Below are 22472 nucleotides of genomic sequence, written 5' to 3'. Positions count from 1 at the left end.
GGGCCGGAGCGGGCCGAAGGATCAGCGATCGGTGAGGCGAAGCTCGATGCGACGGTTGCGGGCCAGTGCCTCGGGCGAATCGCCCGGATCCAGGGGCTGGTTGTCGCCGAAGGCGGCGGCGGCCACGTGGTTGGCCGGCAAGCCCTCGCCGATCAGGAACTGCGCCACGGCGATGGCCCGCGCCGCCGACAATTCCCAGTTCGAGGCATAGCGGCCGCCGCCCCGCACTGGGTTGCGGTCGGCGTGGCCGTCGACCCGCAGGATCCAGGGCAGGTCGGCCGGGAAGCGCTGGCTGACATCCTTCAGGACCCCGGCCAGGGAGCGCAGCTGGGTGCGCCCCGCATCTGACAGCTCGGCGCCGCCCACCGGGAACAACACCTCGCCCTGGAACACGAAGCGGTCGCCGACCACGCGGATTTCCGGCCGCTCGCCCAGCACGTCGCGCAGGCGCCCGAAGAAGTCGGAACGGTAGCGCTGCAACTCCTCCACCCGCGCCGCCAGGGCGGCGTTCAGCCGCTGGCCTAGCGAGGTGATCTGCGCCTCCTTGTCGCGGCCGGCGGCTTCCTCGGCATCCAGCAGCCCGGCGATGCGCGACAATTCGGAGCGCAATTCGGACAGCTGCCGGTTCAGCAGCGCCACCTGGGCGCGGGCGCTGTCGGCGAGGCGGGTTTGCTCGGCGGCACCGATCTCGGCCTGCTGGCGTGACCGGGTTTCGCCCTCGGCGCGGGCCAGCGCTTCGGCGGCGCGGCGCTCCAGCTCGTCGCGCAGCGCGGTGAGGGCGCGGATCTGGTCGGCCAGGCGGGACAGCTGCTGCGCCTGCTCGGCATTGCTGGCGCGTTCGCTCTGCAGCTGCTGGCGGGCCTCGGTCAGTTCGCGCACCGTCTGGGCCGTGCCGCCGCCCAGTGCCTCGGCGCGGGCCTGCGCCTCGGCGAGACGCTGCTCCAGGCCGGCGATGCGGGTGCTGGCACCGCTGCTGGAAAGCTCCAGGTCGGACAGCCGCGCCTGCAGCCTCGTGCGCTCCTCCAGCAGGCGGTCGCGCTCGGCTGCCTGGCGATCACGCTCCTCGCCCAGCGCGCCGGCCTGGGCCTGCGCCGCCTCGCGCGCCGCCGTGGCCAAGCGCAGTTCCTCGGTCAGCCGTCCGACACTGGCGCGCAATTCGCTGCCCTGGCCGCGCTCCAGCGCCAGCAGGTCGGTCAGCTCGGCGACCTGCCGGTCCAGCCGGTCCAGCGCCTGATCGCGCGACGACAGCGTGGCGGACAGGAAGCCCTGCGCCAGCACAAACACCAGCAGCACGAAGATGATGACCATCAGCAGGGTGGACAGCGCGTCCACATAGCCGGGCCAGGCATTCGGCTGCTCGCGGGCGCCGCGGCGACGACCGAGCGGCATGCTTCAGGCCCTCCCGCCCGAGGCCGCGCGGCTCACGGGTTTTCCTCGGCCAGCGCCGCGATGGTGCGCGCCAAAACCTTGATCTCGCTGCGGATCTCGGCGGTGGACTGGGCACGGCCATGCGCCAGATCCTCGCACAACCGGGCCATGTAGACTTCGAGGTTGCGCAAATGGGTGCGGGACGCCTCGTCCAGCGCGCCATGCGCCTGGATGTGGTTCTGCGCCTCGGCCAGCCGCTGCAGCGCGGGCACGAGGCCGGCCTGATGCTCGGCGAAGCGCTGCATCTGCGCCTGTTGCGCGCGCATCTGGTCCGCCATGGCAGCCAGCCGGTCATTGAGGCTGTTCAGCGCCTGGATGGTGGTGGCGCGGCCTTCCTCGCCCCGCGCCAGGATCGATTGCAGGTTTTCCAAGTTCTCGGCGGTCTGCTCGAGCAGCGCATGAACATAGGCGGGCACCGAGCCGCCCAGCTCGCCATCGCCGCCGATGGCGCCCGTGGACAGGCGGGTGACGCCGGCCAGCCATTCCTCCAGCTCGTTATAGAAGCGGCCCTGCGCCTGCCCGGCGGTGAGATCGAGGAAGCCCAGGACCAGCGCCCCGGCAAGACCCAGCATGGAGGAGGAGAAGGCGACCCCCATGCCGGTCAGCGGCTGCGCCAAGCCGGATTTCAGCTGGTTGAACAACTGGTTCAGGTCGCCGGAGCCGACCGACATGGTGTTGATCACCTCGGCCACCGAGCCGATGGTCAGGATCAGACCCCAGAAGGTGCCGAGCAGGCCGAGAAAGATCGACAGCCCGGTCATGTAGCGCGACAGCTCGCGCCCCTCGTCGAGCCGTGCGCCGATGCCGTCCAGCACCGAGCGCATGGAGGAGGCCGACAGCGCCAGACGGTCGCCGCGCCGCGTCGCGAACATCGAGGCCATGGGCGCCAGCAGGCGGGGAGGCGGGCGCGTTCCGGCGCCCGGGCGCGGCGCGCGGAAGCCTTCCAGCCACTCCACCTCCCGCTTCAAGGCCATCACCTGCCGAATGTTCCAGGCGATGCCCAGCAGCAGCACCGCCAGGATCACGCCATTCAGGATCGGGTTGGCCGCGAAGGCGCTCAGCAGCGTGCCCGACAGCACCGCCACCAGCACCAGCACGGCGGCCAGGAACAGCACCATGCGCATCAGGAAGTGGGTCGGGCGTGTCATGCGCTGGCTCACGGTTGGCGGGCGCCGCTCTGGCGCTCCGGCGGTTGGTTCCGGTCCTGGTTCCGCTGGCCGGGGGGCAGCAGCTCGATGCTGTCGCGCGCCTCGGCGGTGCGGCCGAGCGGGCGAACATCGATGCGGGTGCCATCCAGCCCGGCTTCTTCCAGCGTTTGCCGGATCGCGAGGCCGTGGGCCAGCGATTCGCGCCGCGCCACGGAGAGATCGTCCTCCGGCCCTGCCACCTGCGCCGACACGGTGACGCGGCCGGTGGTGGACTGGTCCAGCCAGCGGGCGATCTCGGCCATGCTGGCGCGGGCGGCGGCGTCGAGGCGGCCCTGCGCCAGCGCACCGTTCAGCCGCCAGCCGCCGCCAGGCAATGCTTCCATCCCGCGCGCGAGGCTGATGCCCGGCTGCGGTAGGGAGGTGGCGGGCCGCGGCGGCCGCGTCAGGTCGGGGGGCGTGGGGGCGGAGGCTGCGGGGTCGGCCGGCAGAGGCTGCGCCGGAAGCGGCGCGGCAGCCAGCAGCAGAACCGGGACGAGGCGACGGACCAGGACAAGGCGAGGCAGCATGATGGCGCCACCCTAGAGCAGATCGCGCCCAGGCGGAAACGGCAGCGGAGACGGCGGCGGAAACGGCCGCAGGCAGGGTGGCGGCTGCGGCGCTGCCGAAGGCTCCGCAGCCGCTGCCGGGATCAGCCCTCGCTGCGGGCGCGGCTGACCGCGGCGATGCCTTCCTGCACCACTTCGCGCAGCTTCGGCTGCAGGAAGGGGTTGCCGGCCACCACATTGCCGGTGGGGTAGGGGTCGTTGCCTTCCGGGTCGGTGCAATAGCCGCCGGCTTCCTTCAGGATCACCATGCCGGCCGCCATGTCATATTTCTGCAGCCCGAGTTCCCAATAGCCCTCGTAGCGGCCGGCGGCGGTCCAGGCGAGGTCGAGCGCCGCGGCGCCCATGCGCCGCACCCCGGCGACCTGCGGCATCAGCTTGGCCAGCGTGGCCGAGAACTCCGCCTTGCGCTGCACCTTGGCGAAGGGGATGCCGGTGGCGAACACCGCCGACAGCATGTCCCGCCGGCCGGACACGCGCAGCCGGCGGTCGTTCAGGAACGCGCCCACGCCCTTCTCGGCCCAGAACAGCTCGTCGGCGGCGGGGTTGTAGATGACGCCCGCCATGATCTCGCTCGTGGATTCGCCGGTGCGCTTCTCGATGCCGATCGAGACGCACCAGTGCGGGATGCCGTGCAGGAAGTTGGTGGTGCCGTCCAGCGGGTCGATCACCCAGCGCCATTCCCAGTCGGCGGCACCGGTCTCGCCCTGCTCCTCGCCGAAGAAGGCGAAGTTGGGCCGGGCGCGGCCGAGCTCGGCGCGCAGCGTTTCCTCGGCCCGCAGGTCGGCCTGCGACACGAAGTCGCCGGGGCCCTTCATGCTGACCTGCAGCTGCTCCACCTCGCCGAAATCGCGCAACAGGCGGCGGCCGGCCTTTTGGGCGGCGGCGACCACGACGTTCAGGGCGGGGGAAAGGCGTGCGGAAGGAGCCATCTCGGGGGGAACTCCGGTGCGGAATGGGGCAGGCGCCCCGCCGGGACACAGACAGGCCCGGCCAGGAGGCCACCAGGGCGGGGCCGCATGGCCCCCGCGATCGAACAGGTGCCGGGGCCTGCGGCCCGGCAGGGTCCGGCGGGCGTCGCGCCCGCCGCGGCGGATCAGCCCTTGGCGCGCTCGACGTAAGAACCGTCCTCGGTCTTCACCACGATCTTCTCGCCGGCGGTGACGAAGGGGGGCACCAGGGTCTTCACGCCGTTCGACAGCAGGGCCGGCTTGTAGGAGGAGGAGGCGGTCTGCCCCTTCACCACCGGATCGGCCTCGGCCACTTCCAGCACCACGCTGGCCGGCAGCTCCATGCCCACCGGGTCGCCCTCGATCAGCTTCACCGACACCGTCATGTTCTCGACCAGGAAGGGCAGGCGGTCGCCCAGGATGGCGGCCGGCACCACGGTCTGCTCAAAGGTCTCCGGGTCCATCAGCACGAGGTTCTCGCCATCGGCGTAGGAGTAGGTGAACTCCTTGTCCTCGGTCATCAGCCGCTCAACCGTGTCGGCGGTGCGCCAGCGGTCGTCCTTCTTGGTGCCCGTCTTGATGTCGCGCATCTCGACCTGGATGAAGGCGCCGCCCTTGCCCGGGGTGATGATCTGGATCTTCAGCACCGTCCAGCGCCGGCCCTCATACTCGATGACCTGACCGGGGCGCATCTGGTTGGCCTGCTGCTTCATGGGCGGGGCACCTGCTTCTCGATGGACTGAATGAACGAACCGTTCCGCACGTTGCGGGCGGTGGCCCGGGCGGGTAGGAGCGCGGGCGCCTTTACTCCCGCCGGCAGGGGCTTGCAACCCGCCGCCCTCGGCGAGCAGGGGGCGTACCTTAACCAAGTTGGAAGAAGTGGCGGCCTAAGCTGCGGCCAGATGCGCTCTGCTCCGGTGCCGCATCTTGAACGGGAGAGGCGCCATGGTTCCGACGGGAATGCGACAATATGTCGTGCAGCGATCCACGAGCCGGATGCCCGCGGTGAGCCAGCGCATGGCCGACGCGCTGCTGTCCTTCATCCTCTCGCTGATCACCTATGCGGCGGCTGTCTGGTATGACGGCTTCGAGGCGCTGACGGAGCTGATCGCCGCGCACGAGGAATGGCAGATCGACGAGATCCTTCCGGCCCTGTTGATCTCGCCCCTTGGCCTCTTGTTCTTCGCCTGGCGGCGTGCCCGCGAGGTGCGGCGGGAGGTGGCGCTGCGCACCGGCGCCGAGGAGGAGGCGCGGCGGCTGGCGGCGCATGATGCGCTCACCGGCCTGCCCAACCGCCGCCGCCTCGGGCAGGCGCTGGAACAGGCCCTGGCCGGAGATGCGCCCGCTCTCGGGCAGCGGGTGGCGCTGTTCGTGATCGACCTCGACCGCTTCAAGCCGGTCAACGACCTCCATGGCCATCCTGCCGGGGATCGCCTGCTGCAACTGGTGGCGGAGCGGCTGCTCGGGCTGGCGCGGGAACAGGACACCGTGGCGCGGCTGGGCGGGGACGAGTTCGCCATGGTGGTCTGGCTGCCGATCGACGGCGCCGGCCCGGTCAGCCTAGCCGCGCGGATCGTCACCGCGCTTCAGACCGAATTCGACCTGGGCGGCGGCACAACCGTGGTGGTCGGCGCCAGCGTCGGTGCCGTCCTCGCACCGGAAGATGGGCAGGACGCGGCGCAGTTGCTGCGCCAAGCGGACATCGCGCTGTTCCGCGCCAAGCAGGAAGGCCGTGGCTGCTTCCGCTTCTTCGAAAGCGGCATGGACGCCCAGTCGCGCGAGCGCCATGCGCTGCAGCATGATCTGCGTCAGGCGATCCGCAGCGGCGTCATAAGGCCTTATTTCCAACCCTTGTTCGAACTCGCCACCGGCCGCCTCTCCGGCTTCGAGGTGCTGGCCCGCTGGACTCATCCGGACCGCGGCGAGGTCCCGCCCAGCACCTTCATTGCCATCGCGGAGGATGTGGGACTGATTGTTCCACTCACGGAAGACATCCTGCGGCAGGCCTGCCGGGAGAGCCTGAACTGGGCGGCCGGCCCGACCATCGCGGTCAACCTCTCGCCCATCCACCTCAGCGACCGGGCGCTTCCCGCCATGGTACAGGGCGTGCTGGACGATACCGGCTTCCCGGCCGGGCGGCTGGAACTCGAGCTCACCGAGAACGCGCTGATCGCCAACGCGACCCAGGCCTTGATCAACATCCGCGCCTTGAAGCAGATGGGGGTGCAGCTGGCGCTGGACGATTTCGGCACCGGCTATTCCAGCCTCAGCCATCTGCGGACGCTGCCCTTCGACAAGATCAAGATCGATGCCAGCTTCATCCGCTCCATGGCGTGCCACCCGGAGAGCCGCAAGATCGTTGCCGCGGTGGTGGGGCTCGGCCAGAGCCTGGGGCTGCCCACCGTCGCGGAAGGCATCGAGGACGCGCCGCAGGCGGAGGCGCTGCAGGCCATGGGCTGCAATGTGGGGCAGGGCTGGCTGTTCGGCCGCGCCATGCCGGCGGCCGAGGCGGCCACGATCGCCGCGCAGGGCTGCCCCGGCGTCCAGGGCGCGGCGCCGGCGCTGGCTGCGCCGGCCTGACTCAAAACGCGGCGCGGCCGAACACGGCGTGCAGCAGCATGAACAGCGTGCCGCCGGCCAGGAACCCGACCAGCGTGCCGTTCACCCGCACATATTGCAGGTCCCGCCCGACCCGCAGCTCGATCTTGTCTACCACGGTGGCGGTGTCCCAGCGCGCCACCACCCCGGCGATGAAATCGGCGATCTTCGCCTGGGCCGAGGGCAGCGCGCCACGCAGCATCCGTTCGACGCCGCCATTCAACTGGTCCCGCATGCGCGCATCCTCGGCCAGCATGGCGCCGAGATTGCTGAACAGCCCGGCGATCAGGGAAACGCCGCGCCCATCCGGCCGGGCGGCATCCGCGGCCAGCGCCGCCTTCATGCGGTCCCACACGTCGAGGAGCCAGACCGAGACGGTGGGATGCGCCAGCGCCTGTCGCAGGGCCCGGCCGACGGCCCTGGCCCGTTCCGGGTCGTTTTCCAGCCGGTCGATCTCGCTGTTCAGCCAGGCCTCGAAGGCGGCGCGCAGCTCGCTGTCGCCGGGTTCCACCTTGTTCAATTCGGCATTGATGCTGGCCAGGATGCGCCGCGCCACGGTGCCTCCCGCCAGCCAACCGACCAGCGCGCCACCCTCGGCGCGGACACGGGTCTGGATGGCGTCGCGCAGGTCGGTTTCCTTGGCCGCCAGCAGCACCTTGATCTGCGCCAGGGCCAGCCCGAACACCGCCTGGTGCTGGCCTCCTGCCATCATGGTGCGGAGCGTGCGGGCCAGCAGCCGGGCGGCGGCCGGGCCCGACACCATGCGTGGCAGCAGGCGCAGCAGCAGGCGGCGGGCCCGGCCATCCTCCAGCGACACCAGCAGGCGCGGCAATTGCGCCGCCAGCGCCTCAGCGGCCGGGCGGGTGGTGGCCGGGTCGCTCAGCACGCGGCGCAGGATGCCGGCGACGTCGATGCGCTGGAGCAGCCGGCCCAGCTCGGCTTCCGTCAGCACATGGTTGCCGACAAAGCGCCCGAGGCCGCGGCCCAGCCGCTCTTTCTGCAGCGGAATGATGGCGGTGTGCGGGATGGGCAGGCCGAGCGGCCGGCGGAACAGCGCGGTCACCGCGAACCAATCGGCCAGGCCGCCCACCAGCCCCGCCTTGGCGGAGGCCTGCAGCACGTCGGTCCAGTAGCCGGGCGGCAGCGCGTAGGTGCCTAGCATCAGCCCGCCCATCAGCACCAGCAATCCGGTGGCGAAGCGGCGATGAATGCGCAGCCGGCGGCGCAGATCGGCCTCGGAATCGGCCAGGGGTGACAAAGGGGCGGGAGGGGTCATGCCGTGCATCCCGGCCAACGTAGTGCGCCGGCGCCCGGGCGGGGAGGCGCGTTGGCGAAACAATGCGGATCCAACAAACCCTTGAGCCCTGCGACGTCTATGTTATGTCATAACATACTATGCCCCAACGCTTGTTTCCTCCCCTCTCCGACCCGCTCGCCCTGTCCGCGGGATCGGGGGCCCGCCTTCTGCTGGCGGCGGCGGTGTTGGCCGTGCTGTGGGCCGGCGTGGCCTGGGCGTTGCTGGCGTGAGCGCGCCGGTGATCCTGCGCGATGTGACGCTGCTGCATGGCCGGCGCCCGGCGGTGCATCATCTGTCGGGCGACTTCGCGGCCGGTAGCCTGACCGCGGTGATCGGTCCGAATGGGGCCGGCAAATCCACCCTGCTGCGCGCCATCGCCGGGCTGCACCCGGCGCAGGAGGGCCGGCTCAGCGTGGCGCGGGAGCGGATCGCCTTGTTGCCGCAGGCGGCCGCCACCGACCGGCAGTTTCCCATCTCCTGTCTGGAGGTGGTGCAGCTGGGCCATTGGGGACGGGCCGGCGCCTTCCGTGCCTTGGGCCCGGCGGAGCGGCGGGCGGCGCACGACGCCCTGGCCGCCGTGGGGCTGGAGGGCTTCGAGCGGCGGCCGGTGGGCAGCCTCTCGGTGGGCCAGTTCCAGCGGGTGCTGTTCGCGCGGCTGCTGGTGCAGGATGCGCCGGTGATCCTGCTGGATGAGCCGTTCAACGCCGTCGATGCCCGCACCGCCGCCGACCTGCTGGCTTTGGTGCGCCGCTGGCATGGCGAAGGCCGCACCGTGATCGCCGTGCTGCACGACCTCGACCTGGTGCGGGCGCAGTTTCCGCGCACCCTGATCCTGGCGCGCGAGCCGATCGCCTGGGGACCCACCGCGGAGGTGTTGACCGCCGAGAACCGGCTGAAGGCGCGGATGATGTCGGAAGCCTGGGACGCCGACGCCGAAGCCTGCGGCCTCGCAGCCTGAGCGCCGCGTGTTCGACCTGATCTTCTCGCCCTTCGTCGAGTTCGGCTTTCTCCGGCGCGCGCTGGTGGGCTGCCTGGCCCTGTCCGTGGCGGCACCGCCGCTCGGCGTGTTCCTGATGCTGCGGCGGATGAGCCTGACGGCCGAGGTGCTGGCACACGGCATTCTGCCCGGCATCGCCGCGGGCTTCCTGGTGGCCGGGTTGTCGGTCACCGCCATGTCGCTGGGCGGGCTGCTGGCCGGGCTGGTGGGGGCGGTGGGGGCGGGGGCGGTGTCGCGCGCCACGGGCGGGCGCGAGGACGCGGCGCTGGCGGCGCTTTACCTGGTGGCGCTGGCACTCGGCGTGACCCTGATCTCGACCCGGGCCGGCTCGATGGAGCTGTCCCACCTGTTGTTCGGCAGCGTTCTCGGCGTCGACGATCCGGCCCTGTTCCTGATGGCCGGCGTGGCCAGCATCACCTTGCTGGCCCTCGCCTTCGCTTGGCGGCCGCTGGTTCTGGAATGTTTCGATCCGGGCTTCGCCGCCGCCGCCAGGGCGCATGGCGGGGCGTGGCACATGGTCTTCCTGGGGCTGGTGGTGCTGAATGTGATGTCCGCCTTCCAGGCCCTGGGGACGCTGATGGCAGTCGGATTGATGATGCTGCCTGCCGTGGCGGCGCGCCACTGGGGCCACAGCGTCGGCGGCATGACCTATGCCGCCGTGCTGATCGCGCTGCTGTCGAGTGTCTCGGGCCTGCTCGCGTCGTACCATCTTGACCTGCCCACCGGGCCCGCCATCGTCCTGGTGGCCGGCGCGCTCTGGGTGGTGTCCGTGCTGCTCGGCCCGGCGGACGGGCTGCTGGCGCGGCTGTGGCGGCGGCCGCACCTCGCCGGCTAAGGGGGTCGCCCGGCGCGGCGCGGCATGGCAGCCTCGGCGTCCTCAATTCAACAGGAAAGGCCGCCGCATGCCCGATACCATCCGCCGTCTCGCTGAGGAGCAGCGCCTGTGCGGCGCCACCGTCGCCAATGGCTTCGTGTTCCTGGCGGGGCAGGTGGCCGATGACGCCTCGCTCGATGCCGAGGGGCAGACCGCCGACATCCTGGCGCAGATCGACGTCCTGCTGGCCGAGGCCGGCACCGACAAGCGCGCTCTGCTGCAGGTGAATATCGTGCTGACCGACATCGATGATGCCCCGGCGATGAACCGCGCCTGGGACCGCTGGCTCGACCCCGCGCACAAGCCGGCCCGCATGACCATCCAGGGCAAGCTGGTGGATCCGCAATGGAAGGTGGAGATCACCGGCATCGCGCTGGCGCCGCGCTGATCCGCCCGCCAGGCCGCGGCCGGCATCCTGGCCAGGCAACATGTCCTTGATTTCAGCTTTCGGACATGTGCCCGGAAGCCGTTCATAACAAACGGCTTTCGGGGGGCGGTGCGGGATCGCGCGCGGGGCCGTGAAGGCCGCCCGGGCCCGTGGCCATATTGCCCGGAAAGCGAAGGCGCTAGGCCCCACCGCACGGGCAGCGCCCGCCATGCGGAACCGGGCATCCTGGCGGCGTGGCGGCGCTGCGCGCCAGGAACTGACCGCCGCCGCCGCCGCCCGCGCTCCCCCGGCACCGCAGCCGTGCCGTCCGGACGTTCCCGGCGGTCTGCGCGGTGGCGCGTGGATCGAGGAACCGGATCGATGGTGAGGCGCTGGCTGGGCCTGCTCTATGTACAGGTGTTGATCGCGATCGTGCTGGGCGTGCTAGTGGGCGCCATCTGGCCCGCAACGGGGGCGGCGCTGAAGCCGCTCGGCGATGGCTTCGTGAAGCTGATCAAGCTGGTGATCGCGCCGGTGGTGTTCTGCACCGTGGTGCACGGCATCGCCAGCGTCCGGGAGGCCAGCAAGGTCGGCCGCGTCGGGCTGAAGGCCATCCTGTATTTCGAGGTGGTGTCCACCTTCGCCCTGGCCATCGGCCTGATCGTCGCCAAGGTGTTCCGCACCGGGCAGGGCTTCAACATCGACCCGTCCCAGCTCGACGCCCGTGCGGTGCAGGGCTTCACCCAGAAGGCCCAGGGCGACAGCCTGGTGGCCCACCTGATGGGCATCATTCCCGACACCTTCTTCGAGGCCTTCGTCAATGGCGACCTGCTGCAGGTGCTGTTCATCGCCGTGCTGACCGGCTTCGCCATCAACGCCCTGCCGGAGCGGGCGCGGGTGCCGGTGGCGCATGCCGTGGACCAGATGGCGGCGATCTTCTTCGGCATCGTCGGTATCGTGGTGAAGGCGGCTCCGGTGGGCGCCTTCGGCGCGATGGCGTTCACCATCGGCCAGTATGGCATCGGCTCGCTGCTGCGCCTCGGCGAGCTGGTGGCCACCTTCTACATCACCGCGGCACTGTTCGTGCTGCTGGTGCTGGGCAGCATCGCGCGGTTCTGCGGCTTCTCCATCCTGCGCTTCATCAACTACATCCGGGAGGAGCTGCTGATCGTGCTCGGCACCTCCTCCTCCGAGAGCGTGCTGCCGCAGATCATGCGCAAGATGGAGAGGCTCGGCTGTTCGCCCAACGTGGTCGGGCTGACGGTGCCGCTGGGCTATTCTTTCAACCTGGATGGCACCAACATCTACATGACGCTGGCGACGATGTTTCTGGCCTACGCCACCAACACGCCGCTGACGCTGGGGCAGGAGCTGACCATCCTGCTGGTCGCCATGTTGACCTCGAAAGGCGCTTCGGGCGTGACCGGGGCGGGCTTCATCACCCTGGCGGCGACGCTGTCGGTGATCCCCGACATCCCGATCGCGGCGCTGGCGGTGCTGATCGGCATCGACAAGTTCATGAGCGAGTGCCGGGCGCTGACCAACCTGATCGGCAATGGCGTGGCCTGCGTCGCCATCAGCCGTTGGGAAGGCGAGCTGCACCCCGAGCAACTGAGGTCGGAACTGGCGCGCGGGCCGCACAGCCACATCGTCGATGATGCCGTTCCGGCGCCGGCGCGCGGCGCGGCCGAATAATCCCGGAACGGGGCGCCACATCCGGAAGATCATGCTCTCGCGTATGTGATAATGACTTCATTTCGCGGGCGGGGCAGGGCATGCTCCGCGCGCGGCGGGCGCCTTGCCCAGGCTCTTCGATGGCCCTGCTTCCGCCGCAAAGCCTGATCAAGGTCCGGTGCAATGCCGGTCAACCGCCTGGAGCAGCGTGACGATGCTGGTGCCGCACCCCGAACCCTGCCACGCGGGAGCCCGCGCGTGAGCGGCTTCTCCTGGTCGGGCCGTCATGTTCTGGTCACCGGCGGCGCCGGCTTCCTGGGCAGCGGGCTGTGCCATGCGCTGGACGCCGCGGGCGCCCGGGTCACCGCGCTGGACGCCATGCTGCCGGACAGCGGGGCCAACCCCGCCAACCTCCACGGTTGCGGTGCCCGGCTGGTGGTAGCGGATCTGCGCGATGCTCCTTTGGAGCCGCTGACCGATGGGCTGGACGCGGTGTTCAACCTGGCGGGGCAGACCAGCCACGCGGGCAGCATGGCCGATCCCTTCACCGACCTGGCGGTGAACGCCACGGCGCAGCTGCGGCTGATCGCGGCGCTGCGCGTCGGCTCCCCCGGGGCGGTGGTGGTGCACGCCTCGACACGGCAATTCTACGGCCGGCCGCGCTACCTGCCCGTGGATGAGAACCATCCGCTCAGCCCGCCTGACGCCAATGGCGTGTCGAAGCTTGCCGGCGAGCAGTACTGGCTGATGGAGAGCCGCGTGCAGGGCCGCCCGGTGGTGTCGCTGCGGCTGACCAATTGCTACGGCCCGCGGCTGCGGGTGAAGGATGCGCGGCAGACCTTTCTGGGCATCTGGTTCCGCCGGCTGCTGGAAAGCGAGCCCTTCGAGGTCTGGGGGGGCGACCAGCTGCGCGACCTGGCCTATCTGGACGACGTGGTGGCCGCCTTTCTGGCCGCGGCCGCGACGCCGGGTTGCGCCGGGCGGTTCTTCAACATCGGCGGCGCACCGCCGGTCTCCCTGTTGCAGCTTGCCGAGGCCGCGGTGCAGGCGCATGGCGGGCAGGGCGGCTTCACCGTGCGCGATTTCCCCGCCGAGCGGGCGCCAATCGACATCGGCAGCTTTCATGCCGATGATTCGGCCTTTCGCGCCGTCACCGGCTGGGCACCCCGCGTTCCGCTGGCGGAGGGGCTGCGCCGCAGCCTCGACTGGTTCCGCCCGCGCCTTTCGCAATACCTATGAACGCCGCAGGAGTTGCGCCGATGGACGTGCCCTCGATCACTGTTCCGCAGGCCGATCCCGGTGCCGCTTACCGGGCGCAGCAGGACGCCATCGACGCCGCAGTGGGCCGCGTGCTGGCCTCGGGCTGGTACATCCTGGGCGGTGAAGGCGCCGCATTCGAGCGGGAATACGCCGCCTGGATGGAACAGAAGCGCGCCATCGGCTGCGCCAACGGCACCGACGCGCTGATGCTGATCCTGCGCGGCCTCGGCATCGGGCCGGGCATGACGGTGGCCACAGTGTCGCACACCGCCGTCGCCACGGTGGCGGCGATCGAGATGGTGGGCGCCACGCCGCTGTTGCTCGACATCGACCCCGACACCTACACCATGGACCCGGACGAGCTGGTGGCCGTGCTGGAGGACCCGCCGCCGGGCCTGCCGCCGATCCGTGCCGTGATCCCGGTGCACCTGTATGGCCATCCCTGCGACCTGCGGCCGATGGTGGTCGCCTGCCGCGCTGCCGGGGTGGCCGTGATCGAGGATTGCGCCCAGGCGCATGGCGCGCTGCTGGAGGGCGGCCGGGTCGGGCGGTTCGGCGATGCCGCCGCCTTCAGCCTGTACCCCACCAAGAATCTCGGCGCGCTGGGCGATGCCGGCGTGCTGACCACCGATGACGAGGCGCTGGCCGAGCGCATCGCCGCGATCCGCCAATATGGCTGGAAGCAGCGCTACCTGTCGGACACCGTGGGGGTGAACAGCCGGCTGGACGAGATGCAGGCCGCCATCCTGCGGGTCCGGCTGCCGCTGCTGGAGGCCGCCAATGCTCGCCGCCGGGCCATCGCCGCCGCCTATGACGCGGCCCTGGCAGGCGGCCCGATCGCCGCGCCGTCCTGCCGACCGGGCGTGGAGCACGTGTACCACCAGTATGTTGTGCGCAGCCCGGACCGCGAGGCCCTGGCGGCGCGGCTGCGGGCCCGGGGCATCGCCACCGCCGTCCATTACCCGGCGGCGGTCCACCAGCAGCTGGCTTATTTCGGCCGGATCGCACTCGGCCCCGCCGCCTGCGCCGAGACCGAGCTGGCGGCGCGCGAGGTGCTGAGCCTGCCGATCTATCCCGAACTGACCGACGAGCAGGTGGAGACGGTCTGCGCGGCGCTGCGGGCAGAGGCGCGATAGCGGCCGATGGAATCGTGCGAAGGGCGGGGCTATATGGCGCGGCACTGCCCGACCCTCGCTCTTCCAGGTGGATAACAACCCCCCGATGCTGCGACTGACCGAACTGAAGCTGCCCCTCGACCATCCGGCGGAGGCGCTGCGCTCCACCGTGCTGGAACGCCTCGGCCTGGCCGATGACGCGCTGCTGGAGATGCGGGTGTTCCGCCGCGGCTACGATGCGCGCCGCAGATCCGCGATCCACCTGATCTACACCCTCGACCTCGTGCTGCGGGACGAGGCATCGGTGCTGCGTCGCTTCAGCGCCGACCCGCATGTGAACCCGTCGCCGGACATGCGCTACCGCTTCCTCGGCCGCGCGCCGGAGCACCTGCCGCGCCGCCCGCTGGTGGTGGGCGCCGGGCCCTGCGGCCTGCTGGCGGCGCTGATCCTGGCACAGATGGGCTTCCGGCCGATTATCCTGGAACGGGGCAAGGTGGTGCGGGAGCGCACCAAGGACACTTGGGGCCTATGGCGCCGCTCCGAGCTGAACCCGGAATCCAACGTGCAGTTCGGGGAAGGCGGCGCCGGCACCTTCTCCGACGGCAAGCTGTACAGCCAGATCAAGGACCCGCAGCATCACGGCCGCAAGGTGCTGGAGGAGTTCGTCAAGGCCGGCGCGCCGGAGGAGATCCTCACTGTCTCCAAGCCGCATATCGGCACCTTCCGCCTGGTGACCATGGTGGAGAGCATGCGCGCCACCATCGAATCCCTGGGCGGCGAATACCGGTTCGGCAGCAAGGTCGCCGAGCTGCTGATCGAGACCGGCGCGGATGGCGCGCGGCAGATGCGCGGCGTCGCGCTGGACAATGGCGAGGTGCTGGAAGCCGACCACGTGGTGCTGGCGGTGGGACACAGCGCCCGCGACACCTTCGCCATGCTGGAGCGCTGCGGTGTTTACCTGGAAGCCAAGCCCTTCTCGGTCGGCGTGCGGATCGAGCATCCGCAGGGCATGATCGACCGCTGCCGCTTCGGCGACTTCGCCGGCAACAAGACGCTGGGCGCGGCCGACTACAAGCTGGTGCACCACGCCTCCAACGGCCGCGCGGTGTACAGCTTCTGCATGTGCCCAGGCGGTACGGTGGTGGCGGCCGCGTCGGAGCCGGGCCGCGTCGTCACCAACGGCATGAGCCAGTATTCGCGCGCCGAGCGCAACGCCAACGCCGCGCTGGTGGTCAGTGTCGGGCCGGAGGATTATCCCGGCGGCCCGCTCGCCGGCATCGAGTTCCAGCGCCGCCTGGAGGAAGCCGCCTTCCGCGCCGGCGGCAGCGATTATCGCGCCCCGGCGCAGACGGTGGGCGATTTCCTCGCCGGGCGCCCCTCCACCTCGCTGGGGGAGGTGGTGCCGTCCTATAAGCCGGGCGTGACACCGACCGACTTGGCCGCGCTGCTCCCGGATTTCGCAGTGTCCGCGCTCCGCGAAGCGATCGGGGCCTTCGACCGTCAGTTGAGAGGCTATGCCCGGCCCGATGCCGTGATGACTGGGCTGGAAACCCGCACATCTTCCCCCGTCCGGGTGCGGCGCGGCGCCGACGGGCACAGCCTGAACACCCGCGGCCTGTTTCCGGCCGGGGAAGGAGCAGGCTATGCGGGCGGCATCCTGTCGGCCGGCGTGGATGGCATCCGCACGGCGGAGGCGGTGGCGCGCAGCCTGCTCGGCCGGTCCGTAGCGGCGCAGGCGGCCTGAGCCAATTCTGTGCGGAATTCAGCTTTTTGAAACGAAACCTCTCGCTTTTGGCGAAGATTTCGCGCAGGTTTGCTGAGCCATGACGATGGCGCGCCTGCCGGATCGCCGGACCGGGCGGAGAGGGGGGTAACCGCGTGACCTACAGCGTTCCCGGGGGGCCGCAAGGCGTGTTCCCCGGACAGCGCCGGCTGCGTGCCGGCCAGCTGACAAACTTGGCATGCCTCGGCATCGTGGCGCTGACGGCGGGGGTGGTGCTGTTCACCCTGCTGCGCACGCCGATGAAGGATGATCTCGCCTGGCTGATCTGGGTGGCACGGCAGTGGCTGCGCGGCGACGAGCTGTATGTGGACATTGTCGAGGTCAATCCGCCGCTGATCGTCTGGATCAGCGCGCTGCCGGTGCTGCTGGCGGATGTGCTCGGCGTAACCGCGAAGCAGATCGCCATTCCGTTGTTCGGTGCCGCCGCCATGCTGTCGGCCTGGGTCAGCGCCCGGCTGCTGCAGGGTGTCGGTCCGGTTTTCGCGCGCCCGGTGCCGGTGTTCACCGCCATCGCCTGCGTGCTGCTGTTGATGCCGGGCGTCGAGTTCGGCCAGCGGGAGCACCTGCTGGTGATCGGCATGCTGCCCCACCTCGCCATCCTGATCCGCGGGCTGGAAGGCCTTCCGGTGCACCCGGCGGCCTCGGCCGGGGGCGGGCTGCTGGCCGGCCTCGCCTGCGGGCTGAAGCCACGCTACCTGCTCTGCGTCGCGGCGGTGGAGTTGGCAGGATGGCTGCATCGCGGCTTCCGGCTGCGGCTGGCCCCGCTGATGGCGCTGCTCGCCGCCGGGCTCTACGCCCTGTCCATCCTGATCTGGTACCCCGCTTTCATCGAGCGCGCGGTGCCGCTGGCCCTGACGCTGTATGGCGGCACGGATTCCACGCCGCTGCAGCTGCTGGCGGAAAGCTGGATGCTGCTGCTGGGCCTCGGCGCCTGTGTCGTACTGGGCTGGCGCACGCCGCGCGGCACCGCCGCCTCCGGCGTCATGCTGGTGCTGACCGCCTTCGCCGCCGCGGCCACGGTGGCGATGTTCCTGGACGGCAAGAACTGGTTCTACCATCGCATCCCGGCGTTGATGGCGGTGGTGTTCGCGCTGCTGTTCTGGTGCGCCGACGTGGCGTTGCACCGGGCCCACAGCGTGAAGCTGCGGCCGGCGTTGCTGGCCCTCGCGGCGCTGCCCCTGCTGCTGTTCGCGCAGGACAGCTCCGCCCGGTTCTACGGCCGGCTGGTGCTGGCGGTGGAGCCGGACCAGACGGTGGAGGTGCGGCTGGAGCGGCTGATCCGGCGCGAGAAGGTGCGTTCCTACGTCGCCTTCTCGGAATGGATCGGCCTGGGCTTCCCGGTGGTCAACAACACCGACGTCACCTGGGCCTCGCGCTTCGACAGCATGTGGGCCTTGCGCGGCGAGTTGTGGAAGGCGCGGCGCGACGGTGTGGCGCCGGAAGAATGGCCGATCCGCCACTGGGTGGTGCAGGACTTCATGGAAGGCTGCCCTGACCTCGTGGTGGTGGACCGGCGCGGCGAGGCGATCAACTACCCCGCCATCCTGTCGCAGGCCAATCCCGGCTTCGCCGCCGTCTGGGCCCGGTACCGGCAGATCGCCACCGTGGACGGGCTGCAGGTCTACCGGCGGCAAGGCGAGGGCTGCGGCGCCGCGGCCGGCCTGGGCTGAGCCCGCCGCCGGCCGCGCGGCGCCTCAGGCCGGCTTGAAATCCATCGCCACGCCGTTGATGCAGTAGCGCAGGCCGGTGGGCGGCGGCCCGTCCGGAAACACGTGGCCGAGATGGCTGCCGCACCGGCTGCAATGCACCTCGGTGCGGATCATGCCGTAGGATCGGTCGGTGGTGGTTTCCACCGAGCCCTCCATCGGCTCGCCGAAGCTCGGCCAGCCGGTGCCGCTCTCGAACTTGCCGTCCGAGGCGAACAGCGCCTGGCCGCAGCCGGCGCAGGTGAAGCGGCCCTGGCGCTTCTCGTGCAGCAGGGCGCAGCTGCCCGGGCGCTCGGTGCCATGGCGCCGCATCACCTGGTACTGCTCTGGCGTCAGCCGCTCGCGCCATTCGGCATCGCTGAGGGTGAAGGGATAAGTCTTTTCGGCGATGGACATGCCGTTTTGCCTCCAAGCGGGGGTATGGCTGCCCATATGGGGTGGCGGGGCGGCACTGCCACATCCCCGCCGTCCGCCTAGTGGGCCGGCCGGCTCAGATCCCGGCCGCGTCCAGCTTCAGGATGGCCCGCGCCAGCGCCTGGGCGCGCGGCACCAGGGTCGCGACCTCCAGATATTCCTCCGGGCTGTGGGCCTTGCCGCCGACCGGCCCCACGGCGCACAGCGTCGGCGCACCCTGGGCGGCGGTGAAGCCGCTGTCGGCGCAGCCGCCGGCGAATTCGGGCTGCGTGTTGAGGCCGCTGGCCGCCGCCGCTTCCTTGTAGAGGGCGAACACCGCCTCGGTGCCCGGATTCTGCGCCAGCGGCAGGAACTCGCCGCGAATGGCCAGCTTGGCGCGGGTGCCGGGAACAAAGCTCTGCTCGACGATGCCGTGGATGCGGCCCATCACCTCGTCGCGGTCCTCGGGGTGGATGTAGCGCAGGTCGATCTGTCCCTGCGCCCAGGGTGCAACCGTATTGACGCTCTGTCCGCCGGAGATGAGGCCCACATTCAGGGTGATGCCGCGCGGAATGTCGGTCAGGGCGTGGATCGCCTGCACCTTGCGCGCCAGCTCTTCGATGGCGCTGATGCCGTTCTCGAAATTGCCGCCGGAATGCGCTGCCTTGCCTTCGATGTCCATCACCATGAACACGCCGCCCTTGCGGCCGGTGACCACGCCGCCGGAGGGGCGGCCTGGCTCGGAATTGAACACCACGCGGGCGGAACGGGCTTCCCGCTCGATCACCGGACGGCCCTCCGGCGAGCCGATTTCCTCGTCGCCGGTGAACAGCCCGACCAGCGGTCCTGGCGCGCCGCCGAACCGCGCGAAGGCGGCGAGCACGAACATGTTCTGCACCAGCCCGGCCTTCATGTCGCAGACGCCGGGGCCGGTGGCGATGCCGTCCTTCACCGCGAAGGGGCGGCGCTGCGGCTCGCCCTTGGGGAAAACGGTGTCGCGATGGCCCATCAGCACGATGTTCTGCCGGGCATTGCCGGATGCGAGCCCGTCCCCACCTGCCACGGTGGCGCGCAGGCAGTCCCCATGCCTGTCGCCGGGGATGGTTTCCACCGCGATGTCGTGGCGGGCGCAGAAGTTCCTGACCCGCTCGCCGACCGCATCGACGCCGGCCTTGTCGTAGCTGCCGCCATCGATGTTCACCATGGCTTCCAGCTCCGCCAGCATGGCGTCCTGCTGGGTGGCCAGCCACTCGGCGATGGGGGTTTCGGTGCTCGGCATGCGGAGTCTCCTGCTCGTCACGGGCAGGAAGGGTGGCGGATTGGCTCCGCGCCGTGAAGACGCCTTACGGTGGAATATGCCAATGATGGACAGCGTCGCGGAATCTGGCTACCGCCGTGGCATCATGGAGCAGCCGGTCTTGAGTTCAGGCAACATACCGACAGCGGCGCCGGGCGGCGCTTCCGATCCGGAAACGCAGGCGGGCCGCACCGGCTGGCCGCTGGGCACCCGCATCCTGGTGGTCGAGGACGACCCGCTGATCAGCATGAATCTGGTGCAGATGCTGGAGATGCTGGATTTCGAGGCCCATTCCGTGCCGCGGGCCGAGGCGGCGCTGGACTGGATCAACAAGAACGGCCCGCCGGCCCTGTTGCTGACCGACCTGCGGCTGCCCGGCATGAACGGCGTGGCGCTGGCGCTGGAGGTGCGGCGCGGCCATCCGGACCTGCCGGTGCTGATCACCACCGGCCAGTCGGCGGATTCGCTGAACCTGCCCCCGGAGCTCACGCAGGGTGTCGGCTTCCTGGGCAAGCCCTATGCCATGCGGCAGCTGGAGGCGGCGGTGGCGCAGCTGCGCCGGTGAGCCGCCGCGGCGCGGCGATCAGGTCGTGACCGGCGCTCCGATCAGGCGGCACCGGATGCAGCGGCGGGATCGAGGCTCGCCATGAAGCGCGCGATATCCTGCTGCACCGGCGCGGCCGCCAGACCGACACGCCGCAGCGGCGCGGCCAGGGCGGCGATGATGCCGACATGCCCGACGCCGGCATAGTCGACGCGATCCACCCGGCCGCCGACCCGGAGCAGCCGTGCCGCCAGCTCCCGCGAGCGTTCCGGGCTGACGGTCTGGTCGTCCAGGCCGTGCAGCAGCAGCACGGGAGGCGCGCGGGCCAGGTCGGCATCGGCGTCCGGCGCCGCCATGGCCCGGCCGCCGGGGGCGGCGGCGAAGGTGGCCACGTATTCCGGCTCCTCCGGCTGAAACGCATAGGGGCCGGCAAGGCCGATGGCACCGCTCAGCGCATCGCGCCGCGCCCGGCCTAGCCAGCGCGGATCCGTCGCCAGCGCCAGGGCGATGAAGGCCCCGGCTGAATGACCCATCGTCACCAGGGGCCGCCCAGCGCCCGGGCCGTCGGCCACCCACTGCAGCGCGGCCGCCCCGTCCTGCAGGAAGCGGGGCCAGGCGCCCCCCGGCATCAGCGTGTAGTCGGAAATCGCGACCGCGTAGCCCAGGCTGGTCAGCGCTTCGGCCGCGAACCGGTAGTCGCCGCGCTCCCCGCTCTGCCAGCCGCCGCCATAGAAAAACACCACCAGGGGCGCGGTGGCCCGCGCATCCTTGGGCTCGTAAAGGTCCAGCAGGCCGCGCGGCCCGGGTGCGTAGCGCAGACCGTCCCGCAATGCGTAGCCGCTGGACGGGGTCAGCGCATTGGCCAGCCTGGCCGGTGAGCAGCCGCCGAGCAGCGGCGCCAGCAGGGCCAAGGCCCGTCGCGAAAAGGTCATGCGGTGCCCAACGCCCGGCCTGCCAGGAGGCTGCCGGTCAATGGTGATGATGGCCGCAGCCCTGCGCATCCGCCGTTGACCCGGGGAAGGCGACCGGAATCGCCACCGCCTGCTCGATCACCCGGGCGGCGCGGAAGCAAAGGTCGTCGCGCAGCTGCGCCGCGGCCAGCTGCACGCCGCGCGGCATGCCGTGCTCATCCAGCCCGAAGGGCACGGTGATGGCGGGCTGGCGGGTCAGGTTGAACGCGAAAGTCCAGGGCGCCCAGTCCCGCCACAGCGCCTCAGTCGGCTTCAGCGTCGGCGCATCCGCGGCGAACGCGGCGGTGGGGGTGGTCGGGCACAGCACCAGATCGTATTTCAGGTGGAAGCGGGCCATGGCGTGCGCCGCCTCGGTGCGCAGCGCCTCGGCTCCCAGGAAGTCCACCGCCGACATGCCGCCCTCGCGCTCCGCCACCTCGTGCAATCCCTGGTCCAGCAGCGCCCGCTGTTCCGGCGCCATGGTCTTCACCAGCCGCGCCAGCGCCACGCCCCAGACGCGGCCGAACACCTGCCGCGTATCCGGCAGCTCGGGATCGGCATCCTCCACGATGGCGCCCTGTTCCGACAGGATGCGGGCGGCGGCCAGCACGGCGGCCTCGCCCTCGGCGTCGACCGGCGGGGCATAGCCGAGGCGGCGCACCACGGCGACCCGCAGCCCGGCCACGCCGTCCTCGATGCCGGCGCGCCAGTCGCGCGGCTCCTCATGCACGCAGAACGGGTCGCGGATGTCGGGCTGCGCCATGGCCGACATCATCAGCGCCGCGTCGCGCACCGAGCGCGTCATCGGCCCGGCACAGGATACTTGGCCAAAGGCGCTGTGCGGCCATTGCGGAATGCGGCCATAGCTGGGCTTCAGGCCGACCAGCCCGCAATAGGCCGCGGGAATGCGGATCGAGCCGCCGGCATCGGTGCCGACATGCAGCGGCCCGAAACCGGCCGCCCCCGCCGCGCCGGCGCCGGAGGAGGAGCCGCCCACGGTGCGCTCCGGATTCCAGGCATTGCGGCTGATGCCGTGCAGTGGGCAGTCACCCGGGGTTTTCCAGCCGAACTCGGTGGTGGTGGTCTTGCCGAAGATCACCGCGCCGGCCGCCTTCAGGCCCAGCACCGCCGGGGCATCCTCGGTGGCGGGGGTGCTGGCGGTGGTCTTGCTGCCGCGCCGCGTCGGCATGCCCTGGACGTTGAGCAGATCCTTCACCGTGACCGGTACGCCGTCGAGCAGCCCGGCGGGGCGGCCCGCAGCCCAGCGCGCTTCCGACTCGCCGGCCTGCACCAGCGCCTTGGGGTTCAGCATCGCGAAGGCATTGACCCAGGGATTGTAGCGCGCCACCCGCTCCAGCACCGCCTGCAGCGCCTCCACCGGGGACAGGCGGCGGCTGGCATACCAGGAAACGAGCTGCTCGGCAGACATCAGTGCCGGATCGGTGTCGGACATGGGAAAAGGCCTTCCACAATACGTCCTGCCCATTAG

General features: G+C 70.8%; 20 protein-coding genes. 10 read left to right on the top strand and 10 right to left on the bottom strand.

All coding sequences use genetic code 11. The annotated features are described in order from the left end of the window. Positions 1-21: 21 nt before the first annotated feature. From D2K64_RS00440 to efp, 5 genes are all read right to left on the bottom strand, one after another. The gene (locus D2K64_RS00440) at positions 22-1389 is read right to left on the bottom strand and encodes a peptidoglycan -binding protein (RefSeq protein ID WP_120005583.1); all 1368 of its coding nucleotides are present in this window, start codon (positions 1387-1389) and stop codon (positions 22-24) included. 32 nt (positions 1390-1421) lie between these two features. After that, positions 1422-2576, bottom strand: coding sequence for a MotA/TolQ/ExbB proton channel family protein (locus D2K64_RS00435; RefSeq protein WP_120005581.1), 1155 nt, complete (start codon positions 2574-2576; stop codon positions 1422-1424). Between the two features lie 8 nt (positions 2577-2584). Beyond that, positions 2585-3142 carry a hypothetical protein gene (locus D2K64_RS00430; protein WP_120005579.1) on the bottom strand — a complete coding sequence of 186 codons (558 nt, stop codon included), beginning with the start codon at positions 3140-3142 and terminating at the stop codon, positions 2585-2587. A 122-nt stretch (positions 3143-3264) separates the two neighbouring features. Continuing rightward, positions 3265-4110 (bottom strand): inositol monophosphatase family protein, encoded by an 846-nt coding sequence (locus D2K64_RS00425; RefSeq protein WP_120005577.1) that lies wholly within the window; start codon positions 4108-4110, stop codon positions 3265-3267. Between the two features lie 164 nt (positions 4111-4274). Further along, positions 4275-4841: an elongation factor P gene (gene efp / locus D2K64_RS00420; RefSeq protein ID WP_120005575.1), complete on the bottom strand. Its 567-nt coding sequence runs from the start codon at positions 4839-4841 to the stop codon at positions 4275-4277. Positions 4842-5133: 292 nt separating this feature from the next. On the opposite strand from efp, the gene D2K64_RS00415 reads away from it, so the two are divergent. Further along, complete coding sequence (locus tag D2K64_RS00415; RefSeq protein ID WP_162306133.1) at positions 5134-6708, top strand: putative bifunctional diguanylate cyclase/phosphodiesterase; 1575 nt, start codon at positions 5134-5136, stop codon at positions 6706-6708. A 1-nt stretch (position 6709) separates the two neighbouring features. Here D2K64_RS00415 and D2K64_RS00410 read toward each other — a convergent pair whose 3' ends face one another. After that, entirely contained in the window at positions 6710-8002 is a 1293-nt protein-coding gene (locus D2K64_RS00410; RefSeq protein ID WP_120005572.1) for a DUF445 domain-containing protein, read from the bottom strand. 247 nt (positions 8003-8249) lie between these two features. Between D2K64_RS00410 and D2K64_RS00405 the strand changes: the two genes are divergently transcribed. The 8 genes from D2K64_RS00405 (at position 8250) to D2K64_RS00370 (ending at position 17763) form a co-directional block, all read left to right on the top strand. Beyond that, positions 8250-8981, top strand: a complete 732-nt coding sequence (locus tag D2K64_RS00405) for a metal ABC transporter ATP-binding protein (RefSeq protein ID WP_120005570.1) — start codon at positions 8250-8252, stop codon at positions 8979-8981. 7 nt (positions 8982-8988) lie between these two features. Further along, positions 8989-9855, top strand: coding sequence for a metal ABC transporter permease (locus D2K64_RS00400; RefSeq protein WP_120005568.1), 867 nt, complete (start codon positions 8989-8991; stop codon positions 9853-9855). 67 nt (positions 9856-9922) lie between these two features. Further along, entirely contained in the window at positions 9923-10282 is a 360-nt protein-coding gene (locus D2K64_RS00395) for a RidA family protein (protein WP_120005566.1), read from the top strand. Between the two features lie 360 nt (positions 10283-10642). Next, positions 10643-11956 (top strand): dicarboxylate/amino acid:cation symporter, encoded by a 1314-nt coding sequence (locus D2K64_RS00390; RefSeq protein ID WP_120005563.1) that lies wholly within the window; start codon positions 10643-10645, stop codon positions 11954-11956. A 237-nt stretch (positions 11957-12193) separates the two neighbouring features. After that, positions 12194-13174, top strand: a complete 981-nt coding sequence (locus tag D2K64_RS00385; RefSeq protein ID WP_238383924.1) for an NAD-dependent epimerase/dehydratase family protein — start codon at positions 12194-12196, stop codon at positions 13172-13174. A 20-nt stretch (positions 13175-13194) separates the two neighbouring features. Then, on the top strand, positions 13195-14331 hold the full coding sequence (locus D2K64_RS00380) for a DegT/DnrJ/EryC1/StrS family aminotransferase (protein WP_120005559.1): 1137 nt from the start codon (positions 13195-13197) through the stop codon (positions 14329-14331). Between the two features lie 85 nt (positions 14332-14416). Beyond that, entirely contained in the window at positions 14417-16054 is a 1638-nt protein-coding gene (locus D2K64_RS00375; protein WP_120005556.1) for an NAD(P)/FAD-dependent oxidoreductase, read from the top strand. A gap of 134 nt (positions 16055-16188) precedes the next feature. After that, positions 16189-17763, top strand: coding sequence for a hypothetical protein (locus D2K64_RS00370; RefSeq protein ID WP_120005554.1), 1575 nt, complete (start codon positions 16189-16191; stop codon positions 17761-17763). 24 nt (positions 17764-17787) lie between these two features. On the opposite strand, the gene msrB is transcribed toward D2K64_RS00370, so the two are convergent. Next, the gene (gene msrB / locus D2K64_RS00365; RefSeq protein WP_202910394.1) at positions 17788-18195 is read right to left on the bottom strand and encodes a peptide-methionine (R)-S-oxide reductase MsrB; all 408 of its coding nucleotides are present in this window, start codon (positions 18193-18195) and stop codon (positions 17788-17790) included. A 94-nt stretch (positions 18196-18289) separates the two neighbouring features. Continuing rightward, the gene (locus D2K64_RS00360; protein WP_120005552.1) at positions 18290-19471 is read right to left on the bottom strand and encodes a M20 family metallopeptidase; all 1182 of its coding nucleotides are present in this window, start codon (positions 19469-19471) and stop codon (positions 18290-18292) included. A gap of 82 nt (positions 19472-19553) precedes the next feature. Between D2K64_RS00360 and D2K64_RS00355 the strand changes: the two genes are divergently transcribed. Continuing rightward, positions 19554-20054, top strand: coding sequence for a response regulator (locus tag D2K64_RS00355; RefSeq protein ID WP_157985668.1), 501 nt, complete (start codon positions 19554-19556; stop codon positions 20052-20054). Between the two features lie 41 nt (positions 20055-20095). Here the strand turns inward: D2K64_RS00355 and D2K64_RS00350 are convergent, their stop codons facing one another. After that, the gene (locus tag D2K64_RS00350) at positions 20096-20965 is read right to left on the bottom strand and encodes an alpha/beta hydrolase (protein WP_157985667.1); all 870 of its coding nucleotides are present in this window, start codon (positions 20963-20965) and stop codon (positions 20096-20098) included. A 37-nt stretch (positions 20966-21002) separates the two neighbouring features. Then, entirely contained in the window at positions 21003-22436 is a 1434-nt protein-coding gene (locus D2K64_RS00345) for an amidase (RefSeq protein WP_120005546.1), read from the bottom strand. Positions 22437-22472 lie beyond the last annotated feature (36 nt).

Origin of the sequence: Teichococcus vastitatis (assembly GCF_003604215.1) — a bacterium.
Lineage (GTDB): Bacteria > Pseudomonadota > Alphaproteobacteria > Acetobacterales > Acetobacteraceae > Pseudoroseomonas > Pseudoroseomonas vastitatis.
This window is presented reverse-complemented; position numbering and strand designations above follow the sequence as displayed.